Origin of the sequence: Nocardioides jensenii JCM 1364 = NBRC 14755 (genome assembly GCF_001552535.1) — a bacterium.
GTDB lineage: Bacteria > Actinomycetota > Actinomycetes > Propionibacteriales > Nocardioidaceae > Nocardioides > Nocardioides jensenii.
On record NZ_BCRJ01000054.1, the window covers coordinates 1 to 20508 of the forward strand.

Annotated in this window: 17 protein-coding genes; 13 read left to right on the forward strand and 4 right to left on the reverse strand. The window is 69.1% G+C overall.

Annotated features, from left to right (window positions below):
* Positions 1–225: 225 nt before the first annotated feature.
* Positions 226–1407 (reverse strand): acyl-CoA dehydrogenase family protein, encoded by a 1182-nt coding sequence (locus tag NJ4_RS12345; protein WP_067435211.1) that lies wholly within the window; start codon positions 1405–1407, stop codon positions 226–228.
* 199 nt (positions 1408–1606) lie between these two features.
* Here NJ4_RS12345 and NJ4_RS12350 point away from each other — a divergent pair, with 199 nt between their 5' ends.
* From NJ4_RS12350 to NJ4_RS12380, 7 genes are all read left to right on the forward strand, one after another.
* Complete coding sequence (locus NJ4_RS12350) at positions 1607–2023, forward strand: MerR family transcriptional regulator (protein WP_067435214.1); 417 nt, start codon at positions 1607–1609, stop codon at positions 2021–2023.
* Between the two features lie 143 nt (positions 2024–2166).
* Positions 2167–3954 (forward strand): acetyl/propionyl/methylcrotonyl-CoA carboxylase subunit alpha, encoded by a 1788-nt coding sequence (locus tag NJ4_RS12355; protein ID WP_067435418.1) that lies wholly within the window; start codon positions 2167–2169, stop codon positions 3952–3954.
* 3 nt (positions 3955–3957) lie between these two features.
* Positions 3958–5226, forward strand: coding sequence for a hypothetical protein (locus tag NJ4_RS12360; RefSeq protein ID WP_067435217.1), 1269 nt, complete (start codon positions 3958–3960; stop codon positions 5224–5226).
* Positions 5226–5906 carry a hypothetical protein gene (locus tag NJ4_RS12365; protein WP_067435220.1) on the forward strand — a complete coding sequence of 227 codons (681 nt, stop codon included), beginning with the start codon at positions 5226–5228 and terminating at the stop codon, positions 5904–5906. The genes NJ4_RS12360 and NJ4_RS12365 overlap by 1 nt, the downstream gene beginning before the upstream one ends.
* A 1-nt stretch (position 5907) precedes the next feature.
* The gene (locus tag NJ4_RS12370) at positions 5908–7083 is read left to right on the forward strand and encodes a hypothetical protein (protein WP_067435223.1); all 1176 of its coding nucleotides are present in this window, start codon (positions 5908–5910) and stop codon (positions 7081–7083) included.
* Positions 7084–7297: 214 nt separating this feature from the next.
* A complete protein-coding gene (locus tag NJ4_RS12375; protein ID WP_067435226.1) occupies positions 7298–10675 on the forward strand; it encodes a pyruvate carboxylase in 3378 nt (1125 codons plus the stop codon).
* 192 nt (positions 10676–10867) lie between these two features.
* Positions 10868–11302 carry a hypothetical protein gene (locus NJ4_RS12380; protein WP_157551111.1) on the forward strand — a complete coding sequence of 145 codons (435 nt, stop codon included), beginning with the start codon at positions 10868–10870 and terminating at the stop codon, positions 11300–11302.
* Positions 11303–11364: 62 nt separating this feature from the next.
* Here the strand turns inward: NJ4_RS12380 and NJ4_RS12385 are convergent, their stop codons facing one another.
* Complete coding sequence (locus tag NJ4_RS12385) at positions 11365–12675, reverse strand: SpoIID/LytB domain-containing protein (protein WP_067435233.1); 1311 nt, start codon at positions 12673–12675, stop codon at positions 11365–11367.
* A 132-nt stretch (positions 12676–12807) separates the two neighbouring features.
* On the opposite strand from NJ4_RS12385, the gene NJ4_RS12390 reads away from it, so the two are divergent.
* Positions 12808–13686, forward strand: coding sequence for a hypothetical protein (locus NJ4_RS12390; protein WP_067435237.1), 879 nt, complete (start codon positions 12808–12810; stop codon positions 13684–13686).
* 76 nt (positions 13687–13762) lie between these two features.
* On the opposite strand, the gene NJ4_RS12395 is transcribed toward NJ4_RS12390, so the two are convergent.
* Together NJ4_RS12395 and lpdA are read right to left on the reverse strand one after the other, a co-directional pair.
* Positions 13763–15175, reverse strand: a complete 1413-nt coding sequence (locus NJ4_RS12395) for an NAD(P)H-quinone dehydrogenase (protein ID WP_067435240.1) — start codon at positions 15173–15175, stop codon at positions 13763–13765.
* A 25-nt stretch (positions 15176–15200) separates the two neighbouring features.
* On the reverse strand, positions 15201–16610 hold the full coding sequence (gene lpdA, locus NJ4_RS12400) for a dihydrolipoyl dehydrogenase (RefSeq protein WP_067435243.1): 1410 nt from the start codon (positions 16608–16610) through the stop codon (positions 15201–15203).
* A gap of 24 nt (positions 16611–16634) precedes the next feature.
* Here lpdA and NJ4_RS12405 point away from each other — a divergent pair, with 24 nt between their 5' ends.
* The 5 genes from NJ4_RS12405 to NJ4_RS12425 all read left to right on the forward strand — a co-directional run bounded on the left by NJ4_RS12405 (position 16635) and on the right by NJ4_RS12425 (position 20431).
* On the forward strand, positions 16635–17087 hold the full coding sequence (locus NJ4_RS12405) for a gamma-glutamylcyclotransferase family protein (protein WP_067435246.1): 453 nt from the start codon (positions 16635–16637) through the stop codon (positions 17085–17087).
* 64 nt (positions 17088–17151) lie between these two features.
* Entirely contained in the window at positions 17152–17961 is an 810-nt protein-coding gene (locus NJ4_RS12410) for a purine-nucleoside phosphorylase (RefSeq protein WP_067435249.1), read from the forward strand.
* Between the two features lie 53 nt (positions 17962–18014).
* Complete coding sequence (locus NJ4_RS12415; protein WP_067435251.1) at positions 18015–18812, forward strand: NAD-dependent epimerase/dehydratase family protein; 798 nt, start codon at positions 18015–18017, stop codon at positions 18810–18812.
* An 85-nt stretch (positions 18813–18897) separates the two neighbouring features.
* Positions 18898–19899 (forward strand): aldo/keto reductase, encoded by a 1002-nt coding sequence (locus tag NJ4_RS12420; RefSeq protein WP_067435254.1) that lies wholly within the window; start codon positions 18898–18900, stop codon positions 19897–19899.
* A gap of 25 nt (positions 19900–19924) precedes the next feature.
* Positions 19925–20431 (forward strand): mycothiol transferase, encoded by a 507-nt coding sequence (locus NJ4_RS12425; protein ID WP_067435258.1) that lies wholly within the window; start codon positions 19925–19927, stop codon positions 20429–20431.
* Positions 20432–20508: the final 77 nt, after the last annotated feature.

A 20508-nucleotide genomic window follows, 5' to 3' on the forward strand; every position in this document is an offset into this window, starting at 1 on the left:
TCACACCACCACCAGGTTCTCCACACCCGATTCAGCGACTGTGGATGGTCGCGAACCACGATCGACGTGGCCACCGCCGAACTCACGACGGGTCCCGCCGAACTCACGACGGGTCACCCCGAACTCACGACGGGTCACCCCGAACTCACGACAGGTCGGCCCGAACTCAGACCCTGCGCCCTGGTCGGCGCTCGGATCTCTTCTCCTCACCCCACGGGCAAGCTGTCACTCGACAGGCAGGCCGAGTCCACGCGCGATCAGCATGCGCTGCACCTCGGAGGTGCCCTCGCCGATCTCGAGGATCTTGGCGTCGCGGTAGAACCGGGCGACCGGGTACTCCTCCATGAAGCCGTAGCCGCCGAAGACCTGGGTGGCGATGCGGGTCGCGGTGACGGCCGACTCCGACGTGTAGAGCTTGGCGATCGAGGCGGCCTGCTTGAAGTCCTTGGTGGAGGCGCCCGCGTCCTTCATGGCCGCGGCCTTGTAGGTCAGCAGTCGTCCGGCCTGGAGCATCACGTCGAGGTCGGCGATCTGGAAGGCGACGCCTTGCTTGCGGCCGATCGGACCGCCCATGGTCTGCCTGTCGAGCGCATACTCCACACACAGGTCGCGGCAGGCCTGGATCAGGCCGACGGCAAGGGCGGCGATGGCCACTCGACCGTCGTCGAGGGTGGCCAGGAACTGGGCGAAGCCGCGGCCGCGCTCACCGAGCAGGTTGCCGGCGGGGACGTGCGCGTCCTCGAACGAGAGCGGATGAGTGTCGGAGATGTGCCAGCCGAGCTTGTCGTAGGCCTTCTCCGCTGTGAAGCCGGGAGTGCCGGACGGCACGATGATCGTGCTGATCTCGGCGTTGCCGTTGTCCTTGGTGCCGGTGCGAGCGGTCACGGTGACCAGCGAGGTGATCTCGGACCCCGAGTTGGTGATGAACTGCTTGGCGCCGTTGACCACCCACTCGTCATCGACCAGCTCGGCCTTGGTCTTGGTCGCGCCGGCGTCGGAGCCGGCGCCCGGCTCGGTGAGGCCGAAGCCGGCCAGCTTCCGTCCCGCCACCAGATCGGGCAGGTGGGCAGCCTTCTGCTCGTCATTGCCGAAGGTGAGGATCGGGTTGATACCGAGGCCGACACCGGCCTCGAGCGTGATCCCCATCGACTGGTCGACACGGCCGAGCTCCTCGATGGCCAGGCACAGGGAGGTGAACGGACCGTCCTCGGGGGCCAACCCGGCACCGCCGAACTCCTCAGGCGCGGTCAGGCCGAACAGGCCCAGGTCACCCATCTTGTGCACGACGTCCACGGGAAAGTGGTGATCGCAGTCCCACTGCGCGACGTGCGGGGCGATCTCGGCCTCCGCGAAGTCACGGACGGACCGGCGGAACTCTTCGTGCTCACGGGACAACTCGAACGACATGGTGGCCTCTCACTTGGTCGGCGTACGACCACCATGCTCCTACGCTTACGTTGACGTAAAGCAAGGTCTCGATACACCGCCTCGTCCCTCGGCGGCACTCGACCACCGAAAACACCGGCACCACCCCGCACGGCAGCACTCGACCACCGAAAACACCGACACCACCCCGCACGGCAGCACCCGACCACCGAAAGCAGCCATGGCCACCTGGACGATCCGGCAGCTGGCCGACGAGTACGGCCTCACCCTCCGCACGCTGCGGCACTACGAGGATCTCGGGCTGCTGCACCCGGTGCGCGCCGGGGCCCTGCGGGAGTACCACCAGCGTGACCGGATCCGGCTCGAGCTGATCCTGCGCGGCAAACGAGTGGGATTCTCCCTCGACGAGATCGCGGTGATCGTCAACATGTACGACGAACCGCCGGGCGAGGCGGGCCAGCTGCACTACCTGATCGATCAGTGCGACGTACGTCGTCGGGCGCTGGAGGAGCAACGGCGCGACATCGACGCGACGATCGCCGACCTCGACGGAATCGAGGCCCGGTGCCGCGACGATCTCGCGTCGCTCGCGTCACGACGTCGGAGCCCACGCGCCCTCCGGCGTACTCGCCGGTAGACGAACGGTCACTCGCCACGGGTGTGGCCTTCGCCACCGCTCAGGGACCGGAACCCTCGCGCACCTCCGGAGCGGAGGGCCTTAGACTCCCCGACGGGGCGCGTGATCTGCGCGCCTCCCAGATCGTCACCAGAGGAGTGTCCGTGCCCGAGGTCAAGCCGTTGCAGAAGGTCCTCATCGCCAACCGTGGCGAGATCGCCGTGCGTGTCATCCGCGCCTGCAAGGACGCCGGAATCGGCTCGGTCGCGGTCTACGCCGACCCCGATCGTGACGCCCTGTTCGTCCGCCTGGCCGACGAGGCCCACGCCCTCGGTGGCGCCACTCCGGCCGAGACCTACCTCGACATCGCCAAGATCATCGACGTGGCCACGAAGACCGGCGCCGACTCCGTCCACCCCGGCTACGGCTTCCTCGCCGAGAACGCCGAGTTCGCGCAGGCCGTGCTCGACGCCGGACTGGTCTGGATCGGCCCCTCTCCCGCAGCCATCGAGGGCCTCGGTGACAAGGCCAAGGCCAAGCAGATCGCCCTCGCCGCCGGCGCTCCGCTGGCCCCCGGCCTCAAGGACGCCGTCAAGGACGCCGACGAGATCATCGGCTTCGCCAAGGAGCACGGCCTCCCGGTCGCGATCAAGGCCGTCTTCGGCGGAGGCGGTCGCGGCCTCAAGGTCGCCCGCACCCTCGAGGAGATCCCCGAGCTCTACGAATCGGCCGTGCGTGAGGCGATCAGCGCCTTCGGTCGCGGCGAGTGCCTGGTCGAGAAGTTCCTCGACAAGCCCCGCCACGTCGAGACCCAGTGCCTGGCCGACCAGCACGGCAACGTCGTTGTCGTCTCGACCCGCGACTGCTCCCTGCAGCGTCGCCACCAGAAGCTGGTCGAAGAGGCTCCGGCGCCGTTCCTCACCGACGAGCAGAACCAGCGCCTCTACGACTCCTCCAAGGCGATCCTCAAGGAAGCCGGCTACGTCGGCGCCGGAACCTGCGAGTTCCTCGTCGCCGCCGACGGCACCATCTCCTTCCTCGAGGTCAACACCCGCCTCCAGGTCGAGCACTGCGTCTCCGAAGAGGTCACCGGCATCGACCTGGTCCGCGAGATGTTCCGCATCGCTGCCGGCGAGGAGCTCGGGTACGACGATCCCGAGGTCCGCGGGCACTCGATCGAGTACCGCATCAACGCCGAGGACGGCGGCAACAACTTCATGCCCGCCCCCGGCACGCTGACCGAATGGAACCCGCCGCAGGGTCCCGGTGTCCGGGTCGACGGTGGCTATGAGAAGGGCGAGACCGTCCCCGGCTCGTTCGACTCGCTGGTCGCCAAGCTGATCATCACCGGCAAGGACCGCACGCAGGCGATCGAGCGCTCGCGTCGCGCCCTGTCCGAGTTCCAGGTCGACGGCATGCCCACGGCGATCACCTTCCACGAGGTCATCACCCGCGACCCGGCCTGGGTCGCCTCCTCCAACCCCACGGGTGAGGGTTCCTTCGACGTCTACACGACGTGGATCGAGACCGACTTCGACAACCAGATCACCCCCTACTCCGGCGGGTCCGCGGACGCCGACGAGGCCGGCGAGCGTCACAAGGTCACCGTCGAGGTCGGCGGCAAGCGCCTCGAGGTCGTGCTGCCCTCGGGCCTCGGTGGCCTGGCCACCGGTGGTGGAGCGGGTGCGGCCAAGAAGCCGAAGCGGGCTGCGAAGAAGGCCGGCTCCGCCGTCTCCGGTGACGCCGTCGCCTCCCCGATGCAGGGCACCATCGTCAAGGTCGCCGTCGACGAGGGTGCCACCGTCGCCGAGGGCGACGTCGTGGTCGTGCTCGAGGCGATGAAGATGGAGCAGCCGCTCAAGGCGCACAAGGCCGGCACCGTCACCGGCCTCACTGCCGAGGTCGGCGCCACCGTCACCAACGGTCAGGTCATCTGCGAGCTCAAGGACTGACGAGTGGCCGGCCCGCCACCGGGGGCGGACGGCTTTCCCGACACCGTCCCCGAGATCGTCGCAAGCCTCGACCAGGATCCGATCCTGATCGAGCAGATCATGGGCAACGGCCACACGCGGGAACTGCACGACTTCCTGACGGCCAAGGAGCAGCACGCCACCTACCCCGTCTACGTCGTCTACACCGCGACCCCGCCCGGGCTCTCCGGCATCGACGCCGACGAGGAGCTGGCCAGCCTGGTCCATGCCGGCGTCAGGAAGGACGGCGTCTACGTCGTCCACACCTCCGAGGGCACCGGGCACGTCGGTGTCTGGGGTGACCTGGATCCGTCGGAGAACGACGACGAGATGTTGATCGGCCTCGCCCACAGCACCGTCGAGGACCAGATCACGGCGGTGGTCAAGACCCTCGGTGGCGAGGAGGTCCAGCCTGGGCACCCGATCGAGGCTGCGGCCGCGCTCGAGGTGGCGGCACACACGTCGATACCTGACTACAGCGAGCCGATCCTCTCCGACGCCCAGCTCACCGGCTACGCCAACGAGATGTGGAGCTCTGACCACTGGCCCTACACCTACCCGGGTGACGAGCCCCAACTCGCCTCCCCCGGGCTGCTCGCTCTCGTCGCGACGACCACCCTCCTGGTGGCCCTGGTCGTCTCCTACCGCCTGCTCCAGGCCGTCGCGGGCCGAGGCGGCGCACCGGTGACGACGTCGAGGGCTGCCGGCGGCCGCCCCCACGACGAGGCACGGCTGCCGACGTCGTCGCGCGCCGAACGGGTCACGCGCGACCTCGACCAGCACCGTGCCCGGGCCACCGATGAACTCGCGCGACTGGAACGCTCTCTCGCCGACGCGAAGCTTCGGCTCCGGGCCGGCGCCGAGCGGGCTGATCTGGCCTCGCACAGCCACGAGACCGGCATCGAACTCCTCGACTCCGATGACCCCCTGGACCTGATCGGCGCGGCCGTGCTGGCCCGGATCGGGTCGCGTGCCCTGGATCGGACCGACCGAGGTGTCTACCGCTGCTGCTACATCAACCCACTCCACGGAGAGGGATCGCACGAGCGTCCGGTGGCCGGCGGCCTCAGCGTGCCGGTTTGCCCCCGCTGCGACAAGACGATGCGCCAGCACCGCGAGCTCGACGCCCTCGTCGAGGATCGCCGCCTCGCGATCGACGGCCCCTACTACGAGGGCGACACGGTGTGGGCAGAGACCGGGTACGGCGCGCTGGTCGACGACCTGTGGCGCCATGTCGGGGAGGTCGACCGCTGATGCGCAACCGTCTTGCCAACATCGTCCTGAGCCTGGTCATCGCAGCGCTGGCCGCAACCGGTGCCGGCTGGTGGGTCACCGAGCACCGGGAACGAGCGGTGGCCGACTACGCCGGGCAGGAGCGTGGCGGGCCGTCCGAGCCCGGCGACCGGGTGCGTGCGGCCATCCGCGAGCTCCGCGCAGACGGCGTACACGTCGCTCCCGACGGCCGACCCATGATCGACAAGCATGGCGAGGCCACCCTGGAGAAGGCCGTCGCCGGGCTGACCGTGCCCGTCCGTGTGATCTTCTGGCGCGAGACGAAGGGATCCGGCGCCTACCTCGACGTCGATCGGCAGCTGCAGTCCGCCTTCCGTGACGAGCGCTCGGTCGTCCTGGTGTGGGAGGGACCCGGGGCCGGCGACGCCGTGATCACGGGCGGCGACGCCTACGTGAGCCTGTCAGCGAGCGACTTCGTCGGCGACCCGGTCACGACGATCACCCAGGCCCTCGACGAGATCCAGGAAGCCGAATGGTCTGGGGATCGCAAGCAGGAGTCCAACGACTACTGGGGCGGAACCGCGGGCGGCATCGCGGCCGGGTTCCTCTTCGCCTTCGTGACCCTGCTCGGCCTGGGCCTCCTGCTCCTGGTCGTGCGTAAGATCTCGGGCGACATCCTGCGACTCCCCGGGAGGTGGTGACGTGGCGGCCGACAAGAACGAGCTGGACGCGATCCACAAGGACCTCGCCGATGACCACATCTACATCCACCAGTCGCTGCGGTCACAGTTCTCGTCGGACGAGCTCGCCCAACTCGAGCAGAACCTCGCCCAGCTCGACCAGCCGGTCTTTGTTGTTGCCTATCCCTTCGCCTCCGGTGACAGCTATGGCGGCAACTCCGTCGACCTGCTGACCCGGCTGCACGCCGAGCATCCCGAACCCGGGCTCTACATCGCCACGACCGACAACCTCGAGCCCACGCAATACACCGACATCACTCTCGAGGCACGCGCGTGGAACGACCAGGGAGTGTCCGAGTCATGGCCGATCGGGACCGAGCTGAGCATCGTCCGGCAGGAGTTGCCCCAGGACCTGGGCGAGGCGTTCGTGCGGACCACACAGCTCATGCAGCTGCCCGAGTCCAAACTGGCCCCCATCGAGGAGAGAGCCCGCGACGACTGGCACGAGGCCAAGGGCATCGATCCCGGGAGCGAGCGCGACGGTGACGGGATCGACCCGACCGGTCTGGTCGTGGCCGGAATCGTCGTCGCGGTCGTCGTCGGGGTGACCTGGAAGGCGATGAAGGTTCTGCGGGCGGCCAAGAAGCCCGCCATCCTGCCGCCGTCCGCAGTGGCACGAATCCGCAAGGCCCGTGACCGGCAGGTGGACAAGCAGGCGCGCGGCGACGTGCTCGCCCTGGGTGAGTTGATCGACGAGACCGAGATCAGCCAGGGCAGTGACGCCGGATCGTGGCAGGCCGCGCTGGACCACTACGAGGCGGCCCGCCGCCTCATGGGCGCCGATGAGGTCGACGTGCTCGACGCCGTCGGCGCAATCGTGCTCAGCGACCGCGGCACCCAGGCCCTCCAGGCGGCACTCGCCGGGCGCTCGTTCGTCCCGAGGACGCCGTGCTTCCTCAACCCGCTGCACGGCCACGGGCCACACCAGCAGAGAGTGGAGCTCAACGACCGGACGGTGACGGTGCCGGTGTGCGGCACCTGCCGCAAGGCACTGGGCAGCGGAAAGGCACCGGACATCCTCGACGTCGACCATCGTGGCCCGATGCACTACTTCGAGACCGATGCCGAGCCGTGGGCCTCGACCGGATTCGGCTCACTCGAGCCCGACCTGATGTCGCGACTCCATGGCGGCCGGTGACGTCGCTGGCGGGTTTCGAAAGGGCCGCCCGGGTTTGCCGAGCGGCCCTCCCCTCGCTCCCTCCCAGGAGAGAGGCCTGTGGCGTCGTGCTCACGTTTCCGGAGCCACGACAACGTCCCATGCCTTGATCGACTCTAGCCATGCCCGAGCCGTCTGCCGTCTCTTCTCTCAAACTGAGATCGGACCGTTGCCCGAGGACCGCTAGCCTCGGGACATGTTCTCCAAGGTGCTCGTCGCCAATCGTGGCGAGATCGCGATCCGGGCCTTCCGTGCTGCCTACGAGATCGGTGCCCGCACCGTGGCCGTCTTCCCCCACGAGGACAGATGGTCCGAGCACCGTCTGAAGGCAGACGAGGCCTACGAGATCGGCGAGCGCGGTCACCCGGTGCGTGCCTACCTCGACCCCGAGGCCATCGTCGAGGTCGCCCTGCGCTCGGGCGCCGATGCGGTCTATCCGGGCTATGGTTTCCTGTCGGAGAACCCGGCTCTTGCCGAAGCCTGTGCGGCTGCGGGCATCACGTTCATCGGCCCGAGCGCCGAGGTTCTCACCCTCACCGGCAACAAGGCGCGCGCGATCGCGGCGGCGAAGGCGGCCGGGGTGCCGACCTTGGCCGGGGTGGAGCCGTCGACCGATGTCGACGCCCTCGTCACGGCGGCCGAGGCGCTGCCGTTCCCGTTGTTCGTGAAGGCGGTCGCCGGTGGAGGCGGACGCGGCATGCGTCGGGTCGACGATCCGGGCTCCCTGCGTGAGGCGATCGAGGTCTGCATGCGTGAGGGCAAGGCGGCGTTCGGTGACCCGACCGTGTTCATCGAGCAGGCGGTGGTGAATCCGCGGCACATCGAGGTGCAGGTGCTCGCGGACGCGGACGGAGAGGTCATCCATCTCTTCGAGCGTGACTGTTCGGTGCAGCGGCGGCACCAGAAGGTCGTCGAGATCGCCCCGGCCCCCAATCTCGACCCCGACCTGCGCGAGCGCATGTGTGCCGACGCGGTCCGCTTCGCCCGCGAGATCGGCTACACCAACGCCGGCACCGTCGAGTTCCTCCTCGATGCCTCGGGCAACCACGTGTTCATCGAGATGAACCCGCGTATCCAGGTCGAGCACACGGTCACCGAAGAGGTCACCGACGTCGACCTGGTCCAGTCCCAGTTGCGGATCGCCGCAGGTGAGAGGCTCGCCGAACTCGGGCTCTCGCAGGAGTCGATCTCAGTGCGGGGCGCGGCGCTGCAGTGCCGCATCACCACCGAGGATCCCGCCAACGGGTTCCGGCCCGACACCGGCAAGATCACCACCTACCGTTCCCCGGGCGGTCCGGGTGTCCGCCTCGACGGCGGTACGACGTACACCGGCGCCGAGGTCTCCGCGCACTTCGACTCGATGCTCGCGAAGCTCACCTGTCGCGGCCGCACCTTCGAGAAGGCCGCGGAGAAGGCCCGCCGGGCACTTGCCGAGTTCCGCATCCGCGGCGTCGAGACCAACATCGCCTTCCTGCAGGCCGTGCTCGACGATCCCGACTTCGTGGCCGGACGGGTCACGACCTCCTTCATCGAGGACCACCCGCAACTGTTGGCCGTGCGGGCCAGTGGCGACCGCGGCACCAAGCTGCTCAACTATCTGGCCGACGTCACGGTCAACCAGCCGAACGGCCCGGCCCCCACCCGGTTGGACCCCACGTCCAAGCTGCCGGCCCTCGACCTCGACGTGCCCGCGCCCGATGGGTCGCGGCAGCGGTTGCTGACCCTGGGCCCTGAGAGGTTCGCCCGTGACCTGCGCGAGCAGACGCGGGTCGGCGTCACTGACACCACCTTCCGCGACGCCCACCAGTCACTGCTGGCCACCCGGGTGCGCACCCACGACCTGACCGCGGTCGCCGGACACGTCGCCCGCATGACGCCCGAACTGCTCTCGATCGAGGCCTGGGGCGGGGCGACGTACGACGTGGCCCTGCGCTTCCTCGCCGAGGACCCGTGGGAGCGCCTGGCCTCCCTGCGCGAAGCGGTGCCGAACCTCTGCCTGCAGATGCTGCTGCGCGGTCGCAACACGGTCGGTTACACCCCCTATCCGACCGAGGTCACCGACGCGTTCGTGCACGAGGCGGCCGCGACCGGCATCGACATCTTCCGCGTCTTCGACGCCCTCAACGACGTCGAGCAGATGGCTCCCGCGATCGCGGCGGTGCGCGAGACAGGTACGGCCATCGCCGAGGTGGCGCTGTGCTACACCGGTGACCTCTCCGACCCTGCCGAGCAGCTCTACACCCTCGACTACTACCTGAAGCTGGCCGAGCGGATCGTCGAGGCCGGCGCCCACGTGCTGGCGATCAAGGACATGGCCGGGTTGCTCCGCGCGCCCGCGGCACGCACCCTCGTGGCCGCGTTGCGCGAGCGTTTCGACCTTCCGGTGCACCTCCACACCCACGACACCCCCGGTGGTCAGCTCGGCACGCTGCTGGCCGCCATCGACGCCGGTGTCGACGCGGTCGACGCCTGCTCCGCGGCCCTGGCCGGTACGACGTCCCAGCCGCCCCTCTCCGCACTGGTCTCGGCCACCGACCACTCGGCCCGCGAGACCGGTCTCTCCCTCGGCGCGGTGTGCGCGCTGGAGCCCTACTGGGAGGCGACCCGCCGGGTCTACGCGCCGTTCGAGTCCGGCCTGCCCTCACCGACCGGCCGGGTCTACACCCACGAGATCCCCGGCGGTCAGCTCTCCAACCTGCGCCAGCAGGCAATCGCCCTGGGTCTGGGCGAGAAGTTCGAGCAGATCGAGGACATGTACGCCGCGGCCAACGACATCCTCGGCAACATCGTGAAGGTGACGCCGTCCTCGAAGGTGGTCGGCGACCTGGCCCTGCACCTGGTCGCGGTCGGTGCCGACCCGGCCGAGTTCGCCGAGGACCCCGGCAGGTTCGACATCCCCGACTCGGTGATCGGCTTTCTCGGCGGTGAGCTGGGCGACCCGCCGGGAGGCTGGCCCGAGCCGTTCCGCACCCGCGCCCTGGCGGGTCGGAGCGCCACCAGGCCGTCCCCCACCCTGAGTCCCGAGCAGGTCGCCGGCCTCGACAGCGATCGGCGTCAGACCCTCAACGAGCTGCTCTTCCCCGCACCCGCCCGGGAGTTCGCCGAGTCCCGGGCTCAGTACGGCGACACCTCGATCCTGCCGACCATCGACTACCTCTACGGCCTCAACGCGGGCGAGGAGCACGAGATCGACCTCGCTCCGGGCAAGAAGCTGCTGGTCGGTCTCCAGGCGATCGGTGAGCCCGACGAGCGGGGCTATCGCTCGGTGATGTGCACGCTGAACGGGCAGCTGCGGCCGATCAGCATCCGTGACCGGAGCGTGGCGGCTGAGGTCGCCGCCACCGAGAAGGCCGAGCCCGGCAAGCCTGGTCAGGTCGCGGCGCCGTTCCAGGGCGTCGTCACGGTGACCGTTGCCGAGGGCGACAAGGTCGAGGCCGGCGCGACCATCGCCACGATCGAGGCGATGAAGATGGAGGCCTCGATCACCGCCCCGATGGCGGGCACAGTCCAGCGCGTCGCAGTCCCGGACACGCGTTCCGTCGAGGGCGGCGACCTGATCGTCGTCGTGGGCTGAGGGCAACGTAATCATCGGGAGACTCAATGCCGGCTCGGATCCTGATCAGCGTCTTGGTTCTGTTGATGGCGTCGGCCGTGCAGCGCCGATGAAGGTGGTGGACAGGAAGCCACCACACCAGCTCTGGAGCAGCCCCGGAGCCCTCTGCCCAAGACCATCGACTGCAATGTGCTCACGGCCGAGGTGGCCGACGTGGTCACGGGAACAGAGATGCGGGAGGCAACCGGGCCCGACGGGACCCCCTCGGTCGGCTGCAGCTGGACCCCCGACCTGGACCCCGGCGAAGACGGACTCTGTCAGCCTGCTGTGTTCATCGGCGTGGCGTCCGGACTCGGGCCACTGACGGATGAGCGTTTCGCCGAACTCGACATCCCGGCAGGCACTGCAGGGGCTTCGCACCAGCCTCTGGCCGACCACGCGCCGTGGGACACCACGCTCCGGTGGGAGACCACAGCGCCGTTCTACGGCGGCATGGGCTACGGCTACGAAGCTGGGGACCGGCTGCTGCACTGCTCGCTTCGAAGCAGTGCATCCAGCGCCAGCGCCCTGGAGAGACTCCTTGACGGCTTGCACACCGACTTCCGGGCCTTCTGCGACCAGGTGTTGGCTGCCGTTGCCTCGCACTAGTTGCTGACCGGATCGTCCACCCGGCGGTTCGGTCCGCCGAGATGACACTCCATCGCCCTCGATCAGTCGAGAACAGGGGTGTCTGCCGCGTCCTTGGGGAGAGCCGGCTTTGAGGCGACGGCCTTTCGCGGAGCGGCTGCGGCGGCGAAACTGACCCACGTCGACTTCAGGCCGAGCCTCGAACGGAACTCGTCACCACCGAGCGTCACTCTGCTGGTGCCGCCGACCAGGGTCATCCGCTCGATGCGGCCCTGCCACTGGCCGTTGCCATCGCGACTGGTCACCCGGATCTGTCGCAGGTTGCCGATCGCCGGCCAGGCTCGTTCGATGGTGGCGACGTTGACCTCGATCCGCCAGTCGTGGTTGGCGTTCCCGGCCCAACCGTCGTACGGATCCGCCTTCGCCGGGAGGTAGGGAAACTGGTTCGCCGACGTCCAGCCACCGCTGCTCGAGCCGAACTGCGTGAACGCCGGTGTGCCGGCATAGGTCAGGACCCGTCCCTTCGTGGCGTCGACCGCGGCGTTCGAGGCGGGGTGCTCACGCGAGTAGCCGCCGTACACCTGGCACGAGGTGGTGTCGCAGATCTGGTAGTGCTTCGCACGCGGGTGCTGCTTCTCGTACGACGCGTAGGTGCGGGCCGCAACCGCCTGCGCGCGCACGGCGGCAGGTGTCCAGGTCGGCGGCATCTCGGCGGGGATCACGCCCTTCACGTAGTCATCGATCGCCAATGCGTTGACGGTGTCGACGTCGGTCGAGCCCGCCTTCGGGAAGGCCGCGATCAGCCGGCCGCGGTAGAGCACCGACGTCGACCCGTAGCGCAGCCGGATCGGCAAGCCGGAGGCGTAGAAGCTGCCCGTGCCCGCGAAGATGCGCCACACCGTCCAGGTCGAGCCGTCGAGGTACTCGACCCGGGTCCGGGTCCGGGTCGTGCCGCGCAGGCGCCACTGGCCGGTCCCCCTGGCCGGCAGGGTCCACCCCTTGCGTTGGGCATGGCTCCCCACCCGCAGGCCCCTCCGGGCGTCGACCACGACGTCGGGGCTGGTGTCGCCGCTGATCAGCACGGTGACCAGGCCGCTGCCGTTCACGACCTTGGTGCCCGGGTAGTAGAACGAGGTGATCTGCTGCCAGCTGAGCCCCTGCCGGGCGGCCCCCTCCGCGCCGTACTGCGACATGCCGTGGCCGTGGCCGTAGCCGTGCCCGAGGATCGCGATCCTGCCGGTGCTCGGCATCGGGTAGCGCTGATCGACCGTGACGGTGCGCTTCGTGGACGCGACCTGACTCGCGTCGGTCGGACCTGCCTCGACCCGACTCGTGAGGGCCGGTACGGCGAGGACGAGGGCGCCGGCGGCCAGGGCGATGAGCGTGCGGCGCATGGAGTGCTCCGAGGTCGGTGGGACGGTTGAAAACTTGAGTGACAGTTGATCCCAACACGCGAATTCCAGCCCTGTCCACAGGTCCGGTGAATTGCAGGTCGGTAGTTTCAGATCCGTTGCTAGCGTTGGTGCATGGTGTGGGTGATGGTGGTTCTGGCGGTCCTGGCTGTGGTGGCTCTCATCGCGACGCAGCAACGCAGCCGAACCCGGCTCGAGCTCGAGAAGACAGCCGCGGTGACCAAGGTCAAGAAGGTCGCCGAGGAAGACGTCACCCGCTTCGGCGAGGAGCTCCAGGAATTGCACATCGACACCCTTGCCACCGAGCTCGACGTCCCGATGCGCCAGGACTACCAGCGTGCGCTCGACTGCTACGAGGACGCCAAGTCCCTGCTCGACGACGTCCGCACACCCGAAGACGTCAGCGCCGTGACCCGCACCCTCGAGGACGGCCGCTACGCGCAGGCCTGTGTGCTTGCTCGTCAGGACCACCGGCCCCTCCCCGAGCGCCGATCGCCCTGCTTCTTCAACCCGCGTCACGGTCCCGCCCAGACTGATGTGTCCTGGGCGCCGCCGGGCGGGGTTCCTCGCGACGTACCGGTCTGCCTCGCCGACGCCGAACGGATCGAGGCCGGCGCCGAGCCCGACGTACGCCGCGTGCGTGACGGCGCGCAGATGGTCCCGTGGTACCAAGGCGGTCCGGCCTACAGCCAGTATGCCAACGGCTACTACGGCTCCTACGCGATGAACGGCCTGTTCCCCGGATTCCTGATCGGGTCGATGATGGCCGGGGTGTGGAGCCCCGACGCCACCACCGGCGACGGCGACCTGGCCGGGGGCGACGGCGGGGGCGAGGACTGGTCGGCCGGCGACAGCGGTTCAGACGGCGGCTCGGACGGCGGTGGCTTCGACGGTGGCTGGGGCGGCGACTCCGGTGGCGGAGATGCTGGCGGTGGCTTCGACGGCGGCTGGGGTGGCGGCGACGGCGGAGGCTTCGACTTCGGCGGCTTCTGATCGCGCCGCACTCCCTGTGCTCGCGGCCCTGCCGGGTGCCCACATCGTCGAGGTGGGCGACTGCCTGGCTGGCGGCTCAGACGTTGTGCAGTCGGCGAGCGGCCTCGGCGACCGAGCCCGACATCGACGGGTAGACCGTGAACACCTGGGCCACCTGGTCGGCGGTGAGCTTCTCAGCCACTGCGATGGAGACGGGGTGGATCAGCTCAGAGGCCCGTGGCCCCACCACGACGCCGCCGACCACGGTGCCGGTGCCGGGACGGCAGAACAGCTTCACGAAGCCGTCGTGCACGCCCTGCATCTTGGCCCGCGGATTGCCGGCCAGTTTGAGCATCACGACCTCGGCGAGGATCTCGCCGTCGTCGACTGCCTTCTGCGAGCAGCCGACGGTGGCGATCTCGGGCGCGGTGAACACGTTGGAGGAGACCTTGCGCAGGTCCAGTGGCGACACCGCGTCGCCGAGGAAGTGCCACATCGCGATGCGTCCCTGCATGGCCGCCACCGAGGCCAGCATCAGCACGCCGGTGCAGTCGCCGGCGGCGTAGACCCCGCGGACCGACGTGCGCGAGACCTTGTCGACCTTGATGAAGCCGCCGTCGTCGACCTGGACGCCGGCCTCCTCGAGGCCGAGGTCTCCGGTCTTCGGGATCGAGCCGAGAGCGAGGACGCAGTGCGAACCGCTCACGCTGCGACCGTCGGTCAGGGTGACCGTGACCGTGTCACCCTCGCGAGTCACCGATTCCATGCGTGACTTCGAGAGCACATTCATTCCGCGGCGCTTCGAGACGTCCTCCAGCACGGCGGACGCGTCGGCGTCCTCCCCGGGCAGGACCCGGTCGCGTGAGGAGACCAGGGTGACGTCGATGCCGAGGGCCAGGTAGGCCGAGGCGAACTCGGCACCGGTGACTCCGGAGCCGACGACAATCAGCTTCTCGGGCTCCTCGGTGAGGTCGTAGACCTGCTCCCACGTGAGGATGCGCTCACCGTCGGGTTGGGCTGACTCGAGGGTGCGGGGCGCAGCACCGGTGGCCAGCAGGACGGCGTCGGCCTCCAGCGTCTGCTCGCTGCCGTCGTCGGCCGTGACTCCAATCGTGTGACTGCCCGCCGCGGACGCGACGAGCCGTCCTCGACCACTGATCACCTTCACGCCCTCGCGCTCGAGGCGGCGGGCGATGTCGGCGGACTGGTCGGCGGCCAGGCGCAGCACCCGGGCGTTGACCTTGGCCAGGTCGACCTTGACCTTGCTGGCCACGTCACCCTCGGCGTCGAGGAACGTGACACCCAGCTCGGCGGCGTCGGCGACCTCGGTCATCACCTCGGCGGTGGCGATCAGTGTCTTGCTCGGCACGCAGTCGGTGAGCACCGCGCTGCCGCCGATGCCGTCGGAGTCGACGACGGTCACGTCGGCGCCGAGTTGCGCGGCCACCAGGGCCGACTCGTAGCCGCCGGGTCCGCCGCCGATGATGACGACACGCTCAGTGCGGTTCATGGACCGATCTCCCGCCCGCGCCGGCTCAGAAGTTGATCATGTGGCCGGAGATGCCGTGCACGGCTTCCTTGACCGCCTCGGACAGCGTCGGGTGGGCGAACACGTTGCGCGCCACCTCGTCGGCAGTGAGGTCCCACTTCTGGGCCAGGGTCAGCACCGGCAGCATCTCAGTCACGTCGGGGCCGATCATGTGGGCACCGAGGATCTCGTTGTGCTCGGCGTCGGCGACGACCTTGACGAAGCCGACCGGCTCGCCGAGTCCCTGGGCCTTGCCGTTGGCGCTGAACGGGAACGTCGCGGTCTTGACGTCGTACCCCTTCTCCTTGGCCTGTGCCTCGGAGTAGCCGAACGATCCGATCTGCGGCTGGCAGTACGTCGCCCGGGGGATCATGTCGAAGTCGATCTCGATGGTCTCGGCACCGGCGATGGTCTCGACGGCGACGATGCCCATGGCCTCGGCGGCGTGAGCCAGCATCATCTTGCCGGTCACGTCACCGATCGCGTAGATGCCGGGCACGTTGGTGCGGCCGCGCTCGTCGACGGCGATGGCGCCGCGCTCGGTCACCTGCACACCGGCGGTCTCGAGGCCGTAACCCTCGATCTGCGGGGCGAACCCGAAGGCGGCCAGCATCTTGTCGGCCTCGATCACCTGGGAGTCTCCGCCCGCGGCCGGACTGACCGTCACGCGGACACCGCTGCCGGTGTCCTCGACCTTCTCCACCTTGGTGGAGAGCAGCACGTTGACGCCGAGCTTCTTGTAGTGCTTGAGGAGTTCCTTGGAGACGTCGGCGTCCTCGGTGGGCACCATGCGGTCGAGGAACTCGACGATGGTGACGTCGACGCCGAAGTTCTTCATCACGTAGGCGAACTCGACGCCGATCGCACCTGAGCCGCCGATGACGATCGACGTCGGGAGACTTTCGTCGAGGATCTGCTCCTCGTAGGTGACGACGTTCTGGCTGACCTCGATGCCGGGCAACATGCGGACCTTGGCGCCCGTGGCGATGATCAGGTTGTCGCAGGTGTGGGTCGTGACGTTTCCGTCGGCGTCCTTGACCTCGACCGACTGCTTGCCGTCGGCTGCACCCTTGAGGGTGCCGCGGCCGTTGATCTCGGTGATCTTGTTCTTCTTCATCAAGAAGTGGACACCCTTGACGATGCCGGCCGACACCTGGCGCGAACGCTTGTGGGTCGGGCCGAAGGACATCGTGGCGTCGCCCTCGATGCCGTACTTGGCCTTCTCGTGGTTGAGCGTGTGGGCGAGCTCGGCGTTCTTCAGGAGCGCCTTGGAGGGGATGCAGCCGACATTGAGGCAGACACCGCCCCAGTACTTCTCTTCGATGACGGCAGCGGACTGGCCGAGCTGGGCTGCGCGGATCGCCGCGACGTAGCCACCAGGACCGGCACCAAGGACGAGGACGTTGAAGTGGGTCACGGGTGCCAGACTATCCTGCAGCCTGTGACGCTCTATGCCGCCTACGGGACGAACCTCGATCCCGCCCGCATGAGCGAACGCTGCCCCCACTCGATCCTGCAGACCACCGGCTGGCTCGAGGGTTGGCGGATGACGTTCGGCGGTGAGGACCACGGTTGGGACGGGGCGCTGACCACCATCGTCCAGGACCATTTCGAGCGGGTCTTCGTGGCGGTCTACGACCTCACCCCCGAGGACGAGATCGCACTCGACGGCTGGGAGGGTGCCGACACCGGGCTCTACCGCAAGACCAAGGTGCGGGTCGCCACCCTCACCGGTGAGCTGGTGGTCTGGGCCTACGTGCTCGACGCCTACGAAGGCGGTCTTCCTTCGGCGTACAGCATCGGCATGCTCGCCGACGCGGCCGAGGCGGCCGGCGCGCCCGACGACTACGTCTCGTCGCTGCGCGCACGCGCCTGCCGCTCCACCGGCCTCTGATCGACCTGCCGGAGGTGGGCCGGGGGTTCGGCACACCACCTGGGCACGGTCTAGAGTTCCCGTCGTGGCTCAGACAGAACAGACCGCGACCACGGCCCAGGCCCAGCAGGCCGCCGCCAAGCTCGCCGAACTCACCGGCGTCGAGAAGCACGACATCGCCCTCGTCCTCGGCTCGGGCTGGCTCCCCGCGGTCGACGCTCTCGGTGCGGCGACCGCGGAGATCGACACCACGGATCTTCCTGGTTTCAACCCGGCCGCCGTCGCCGGTCACTCCGGCAAGATCCGCAGCGTGCGCGCCGGCGATCGCAACCTGCTGGTGTTCCTGAGCCGCACCCACTTCTACGAGGGCAAGGGTGTCGCCGCGGTCGTGCACCCGGTCCGCACCGCGGCAGCCGCCGGCTGTCGGACGATCGTGCTCACCAACGGATGCGGTGGCCTGAAGGAGAGCTGGCAGCCCGGTCAGCCGGTGCTGATCCGCGATCACATCAACCTCACCGCCACCTCGCCGATCGAGGGTGCCAACTTCGTCGACCTGACCGACCTCTACAGCTCGCGGCTGCGCACCCTGTGCCTGGAGGTCGACCCGAGCCTCGACGAAGGCGTCTACGTCCAGTTCCCCGGCCCGCACTACGAGACCCCCGCCGAGATCGGCATGGTCCGCGCCATCGGTGGCGACCTGGTCGGCATGAGCACGACACTCGAGGCGATCGCCGCCCGCGAGGCAGGCATGGAGGTGCTCGGCATCAGCCTGGTCACCAACCTCGCCGCCGGCATCACCGGCGAGCCGTTGAACCATGCCGAGGTGCTCGAGGCGGGCAAGGCCGCAGCCACCCGCATGGGTGAGCTGCTCGGCCGCATCGTTCCCCGCATCTGACTGTCCGCGAACCGGCGACCACAGAACCTGCGACTGATCGTTAGGGTCGTTGCATGAAGGTCCTCCTCACCGGCGCCGCCGGCAGCATCGGCCAGGTCGTCACCCTCGGGCTCATCGACCGCGGCCATGAGATCGTCGGCCTCGACCGCCTGCCCGCGCCCGACGGGTTCGAGGGTGCCTGGCACACCGCCGACTGTGCCGACCCGGACGCCGTCCTCGATGCGTTCGCCGCGCAGCCGTTGGATGCCGTCGTCCATCTGGCCGGGCACCCCGACGAGGCCGGCCTGACCGACTCGCTGACCTCGCACGTGGTGACCACCGCCGCCCTGCTCGACGCGATGCTGGCCCACCAGGTCGACCGCATCGTCTACGCCTCGTCCAACCACGCCGTCGGACGCACGCCCCGCCGCGACCTGGTCTCCGACGACGCCCTCCCCCGACCTGACACGTTCTACGGCGTCGGCAAGGTAGCCGCCGAGGCCCTGCTCCATCTGTACGCCGACCGCTACGGGATCGACGCAGTGGCCTGCCGCATCGGCTCCTTCCTGCCCGAGCCCACCACGGTGCGCAACCTGTCCACCTGGCTCTCCCACGACGACGGCGTCCGCATGGTCGAGGCCGCACTCACCGCCACGGCTCCCGGGTTCGCCGTGCTCTACGGCATCTCGGCCAACACCCGGGCCTGGTGGGACCTGGCACCGGGTCGCGCGCTGGGCTACGAGCCGCAGGACGATGCGGAGCACTGGGCCGACCGCATTGCGGGCCGACCGGAGGACGATGCCGAGGCCGCCCACGTCGGCGGCCCGTTCGCCCTCGAGCAGTTCTACCGGCCCGCACTCGACCGCAGGTGAGACCCCGGGGCGGGAGGCAGGCGCGCAGTGCCTCTCCCGGAGCCAACCGGTGGAATGAGCTTGCGCGGCGGAGTTGACTGGAGGCATGACCACAACACCGCTCCAGACCCGCACTCTCGGATCGAAGGAACCGCTGACCGTCTCCGCCCTCGGGCTCGGCTGCATGGGGATGTCGGAGTTCTACGGCACGGCGTCCGAAGGGCAGGGCATCAAGACCATCCACCGCGCCCTCGACCTGGGTGTCACCTTCCTCGACACCGCTGACATGTACGGCCCGTTCACCAACGAGCACCTGGTCGGGCAAGCCATCCGCGACCGTCGTGACGACGTACAACTGGCCACCAAGTTCGGCAACCAGCGCAACCCCGACGGTTCGTGGGTCCGCATCAACGGCACCCCTGAATACGTCCGCGAGGCCTGTCACGCCTCGCTGCACCGGCTCGGGGTCGACCACATCGACCTCTACTACCAGCACCGCGTCGACCCGACCGTGCCGATCGAGGAGACCGTCGGCGCGATGGCCGAGCTCGTCGCCGAGGGCAAGGTACGCCACCTCGGTCTCTCGGAGGCCGCCGCCGACACCATCCGTCGTGCCCATGCCGTGCACCCGATCACCGCACTGCAGAGCGAGTACTCCCTGTTCACCCGCGACGTCGAGGACGAGATCCTGCCGACACTGCGCGAGCTCGGCATCGGGCTGGTCCCGTACTCGCCCCTGGGTCGCGGCATCCTCACCGGAGCGGTCACGGCCGAGTCCCTCGAGGCCGGCGACTCACGCAAGGAGGGCCGTTTCCCCCGGTTCGAGGGCGAGGCGCTGCGGAGCAACCTGAGCCTGGTCGAGCGCGTCGTCGCCATCGCCCAGCGCCTCGAGGTGACCCCCGGGCAGCTGGCCCTGGCCTGGGTGCTTGCCCAGGGTCAGGACGTCGTGCCGATCCCCGGCACCAAGCGGATCCCCTACTTGGAGGAGAACGTCGGCGCCGCCGCCGTCGAGCTCGGCGACGACGACCTGACCGCTCTCTCGGCGGCGGTGCCGCGCGACGCCGTGGCCGGTGACCGGTACCTCGACATGAGCAGCGTGAATCGATGAGACCGGACCCGAGGAGGAGCGTCGCATGAACACCGCAGACCTGCTGATCGATGCCATCGCCCGTTCCCACGAGGGCGGCCTGGCCGTCGTCGAAGGACTGACCGAGGAGCAGCTGGCCCACAGGCCCGCCGCCCAGGCCAACTCCATCGCCTGGCTGATCTGGCACCTCACCCGCGTGCAGGACGACCACGTCGCCGACGTGGCCGGCCTCGACCAGGTGTGGACCGCCCAGGACTTCGTCAGCCGCTTCGGACTGGCGCTGCCACCCGAGGACACCGGATACGGTCACGGCGCCGAACAGGTCGCGTCGGTCCGGGCCGACGCCGACCTGCTGGCGGCGTACCTCTCGGCGGTGCATGCGCAGACCGTCGGGTACGTCGAGGGGCTGGTCGACGACGATCTGGACCGCGTCGTCGACACGCGCTGGGACCCGCCGGTCACCCTCGGTGTGCGCCTGGTCAGCGTGGCCGACGACTGTGCCCAGCACGTCGGGCAGGCCGCCTTCGTCCGCGGCCTGATCGTCTCGACCTGACGACGGCTTCCAGCTGGGTGGTCAGCGCGTCGTCACTCGGCCTCGGTGTCGGTGTCGCCGGAACCAGTTTCGGCATC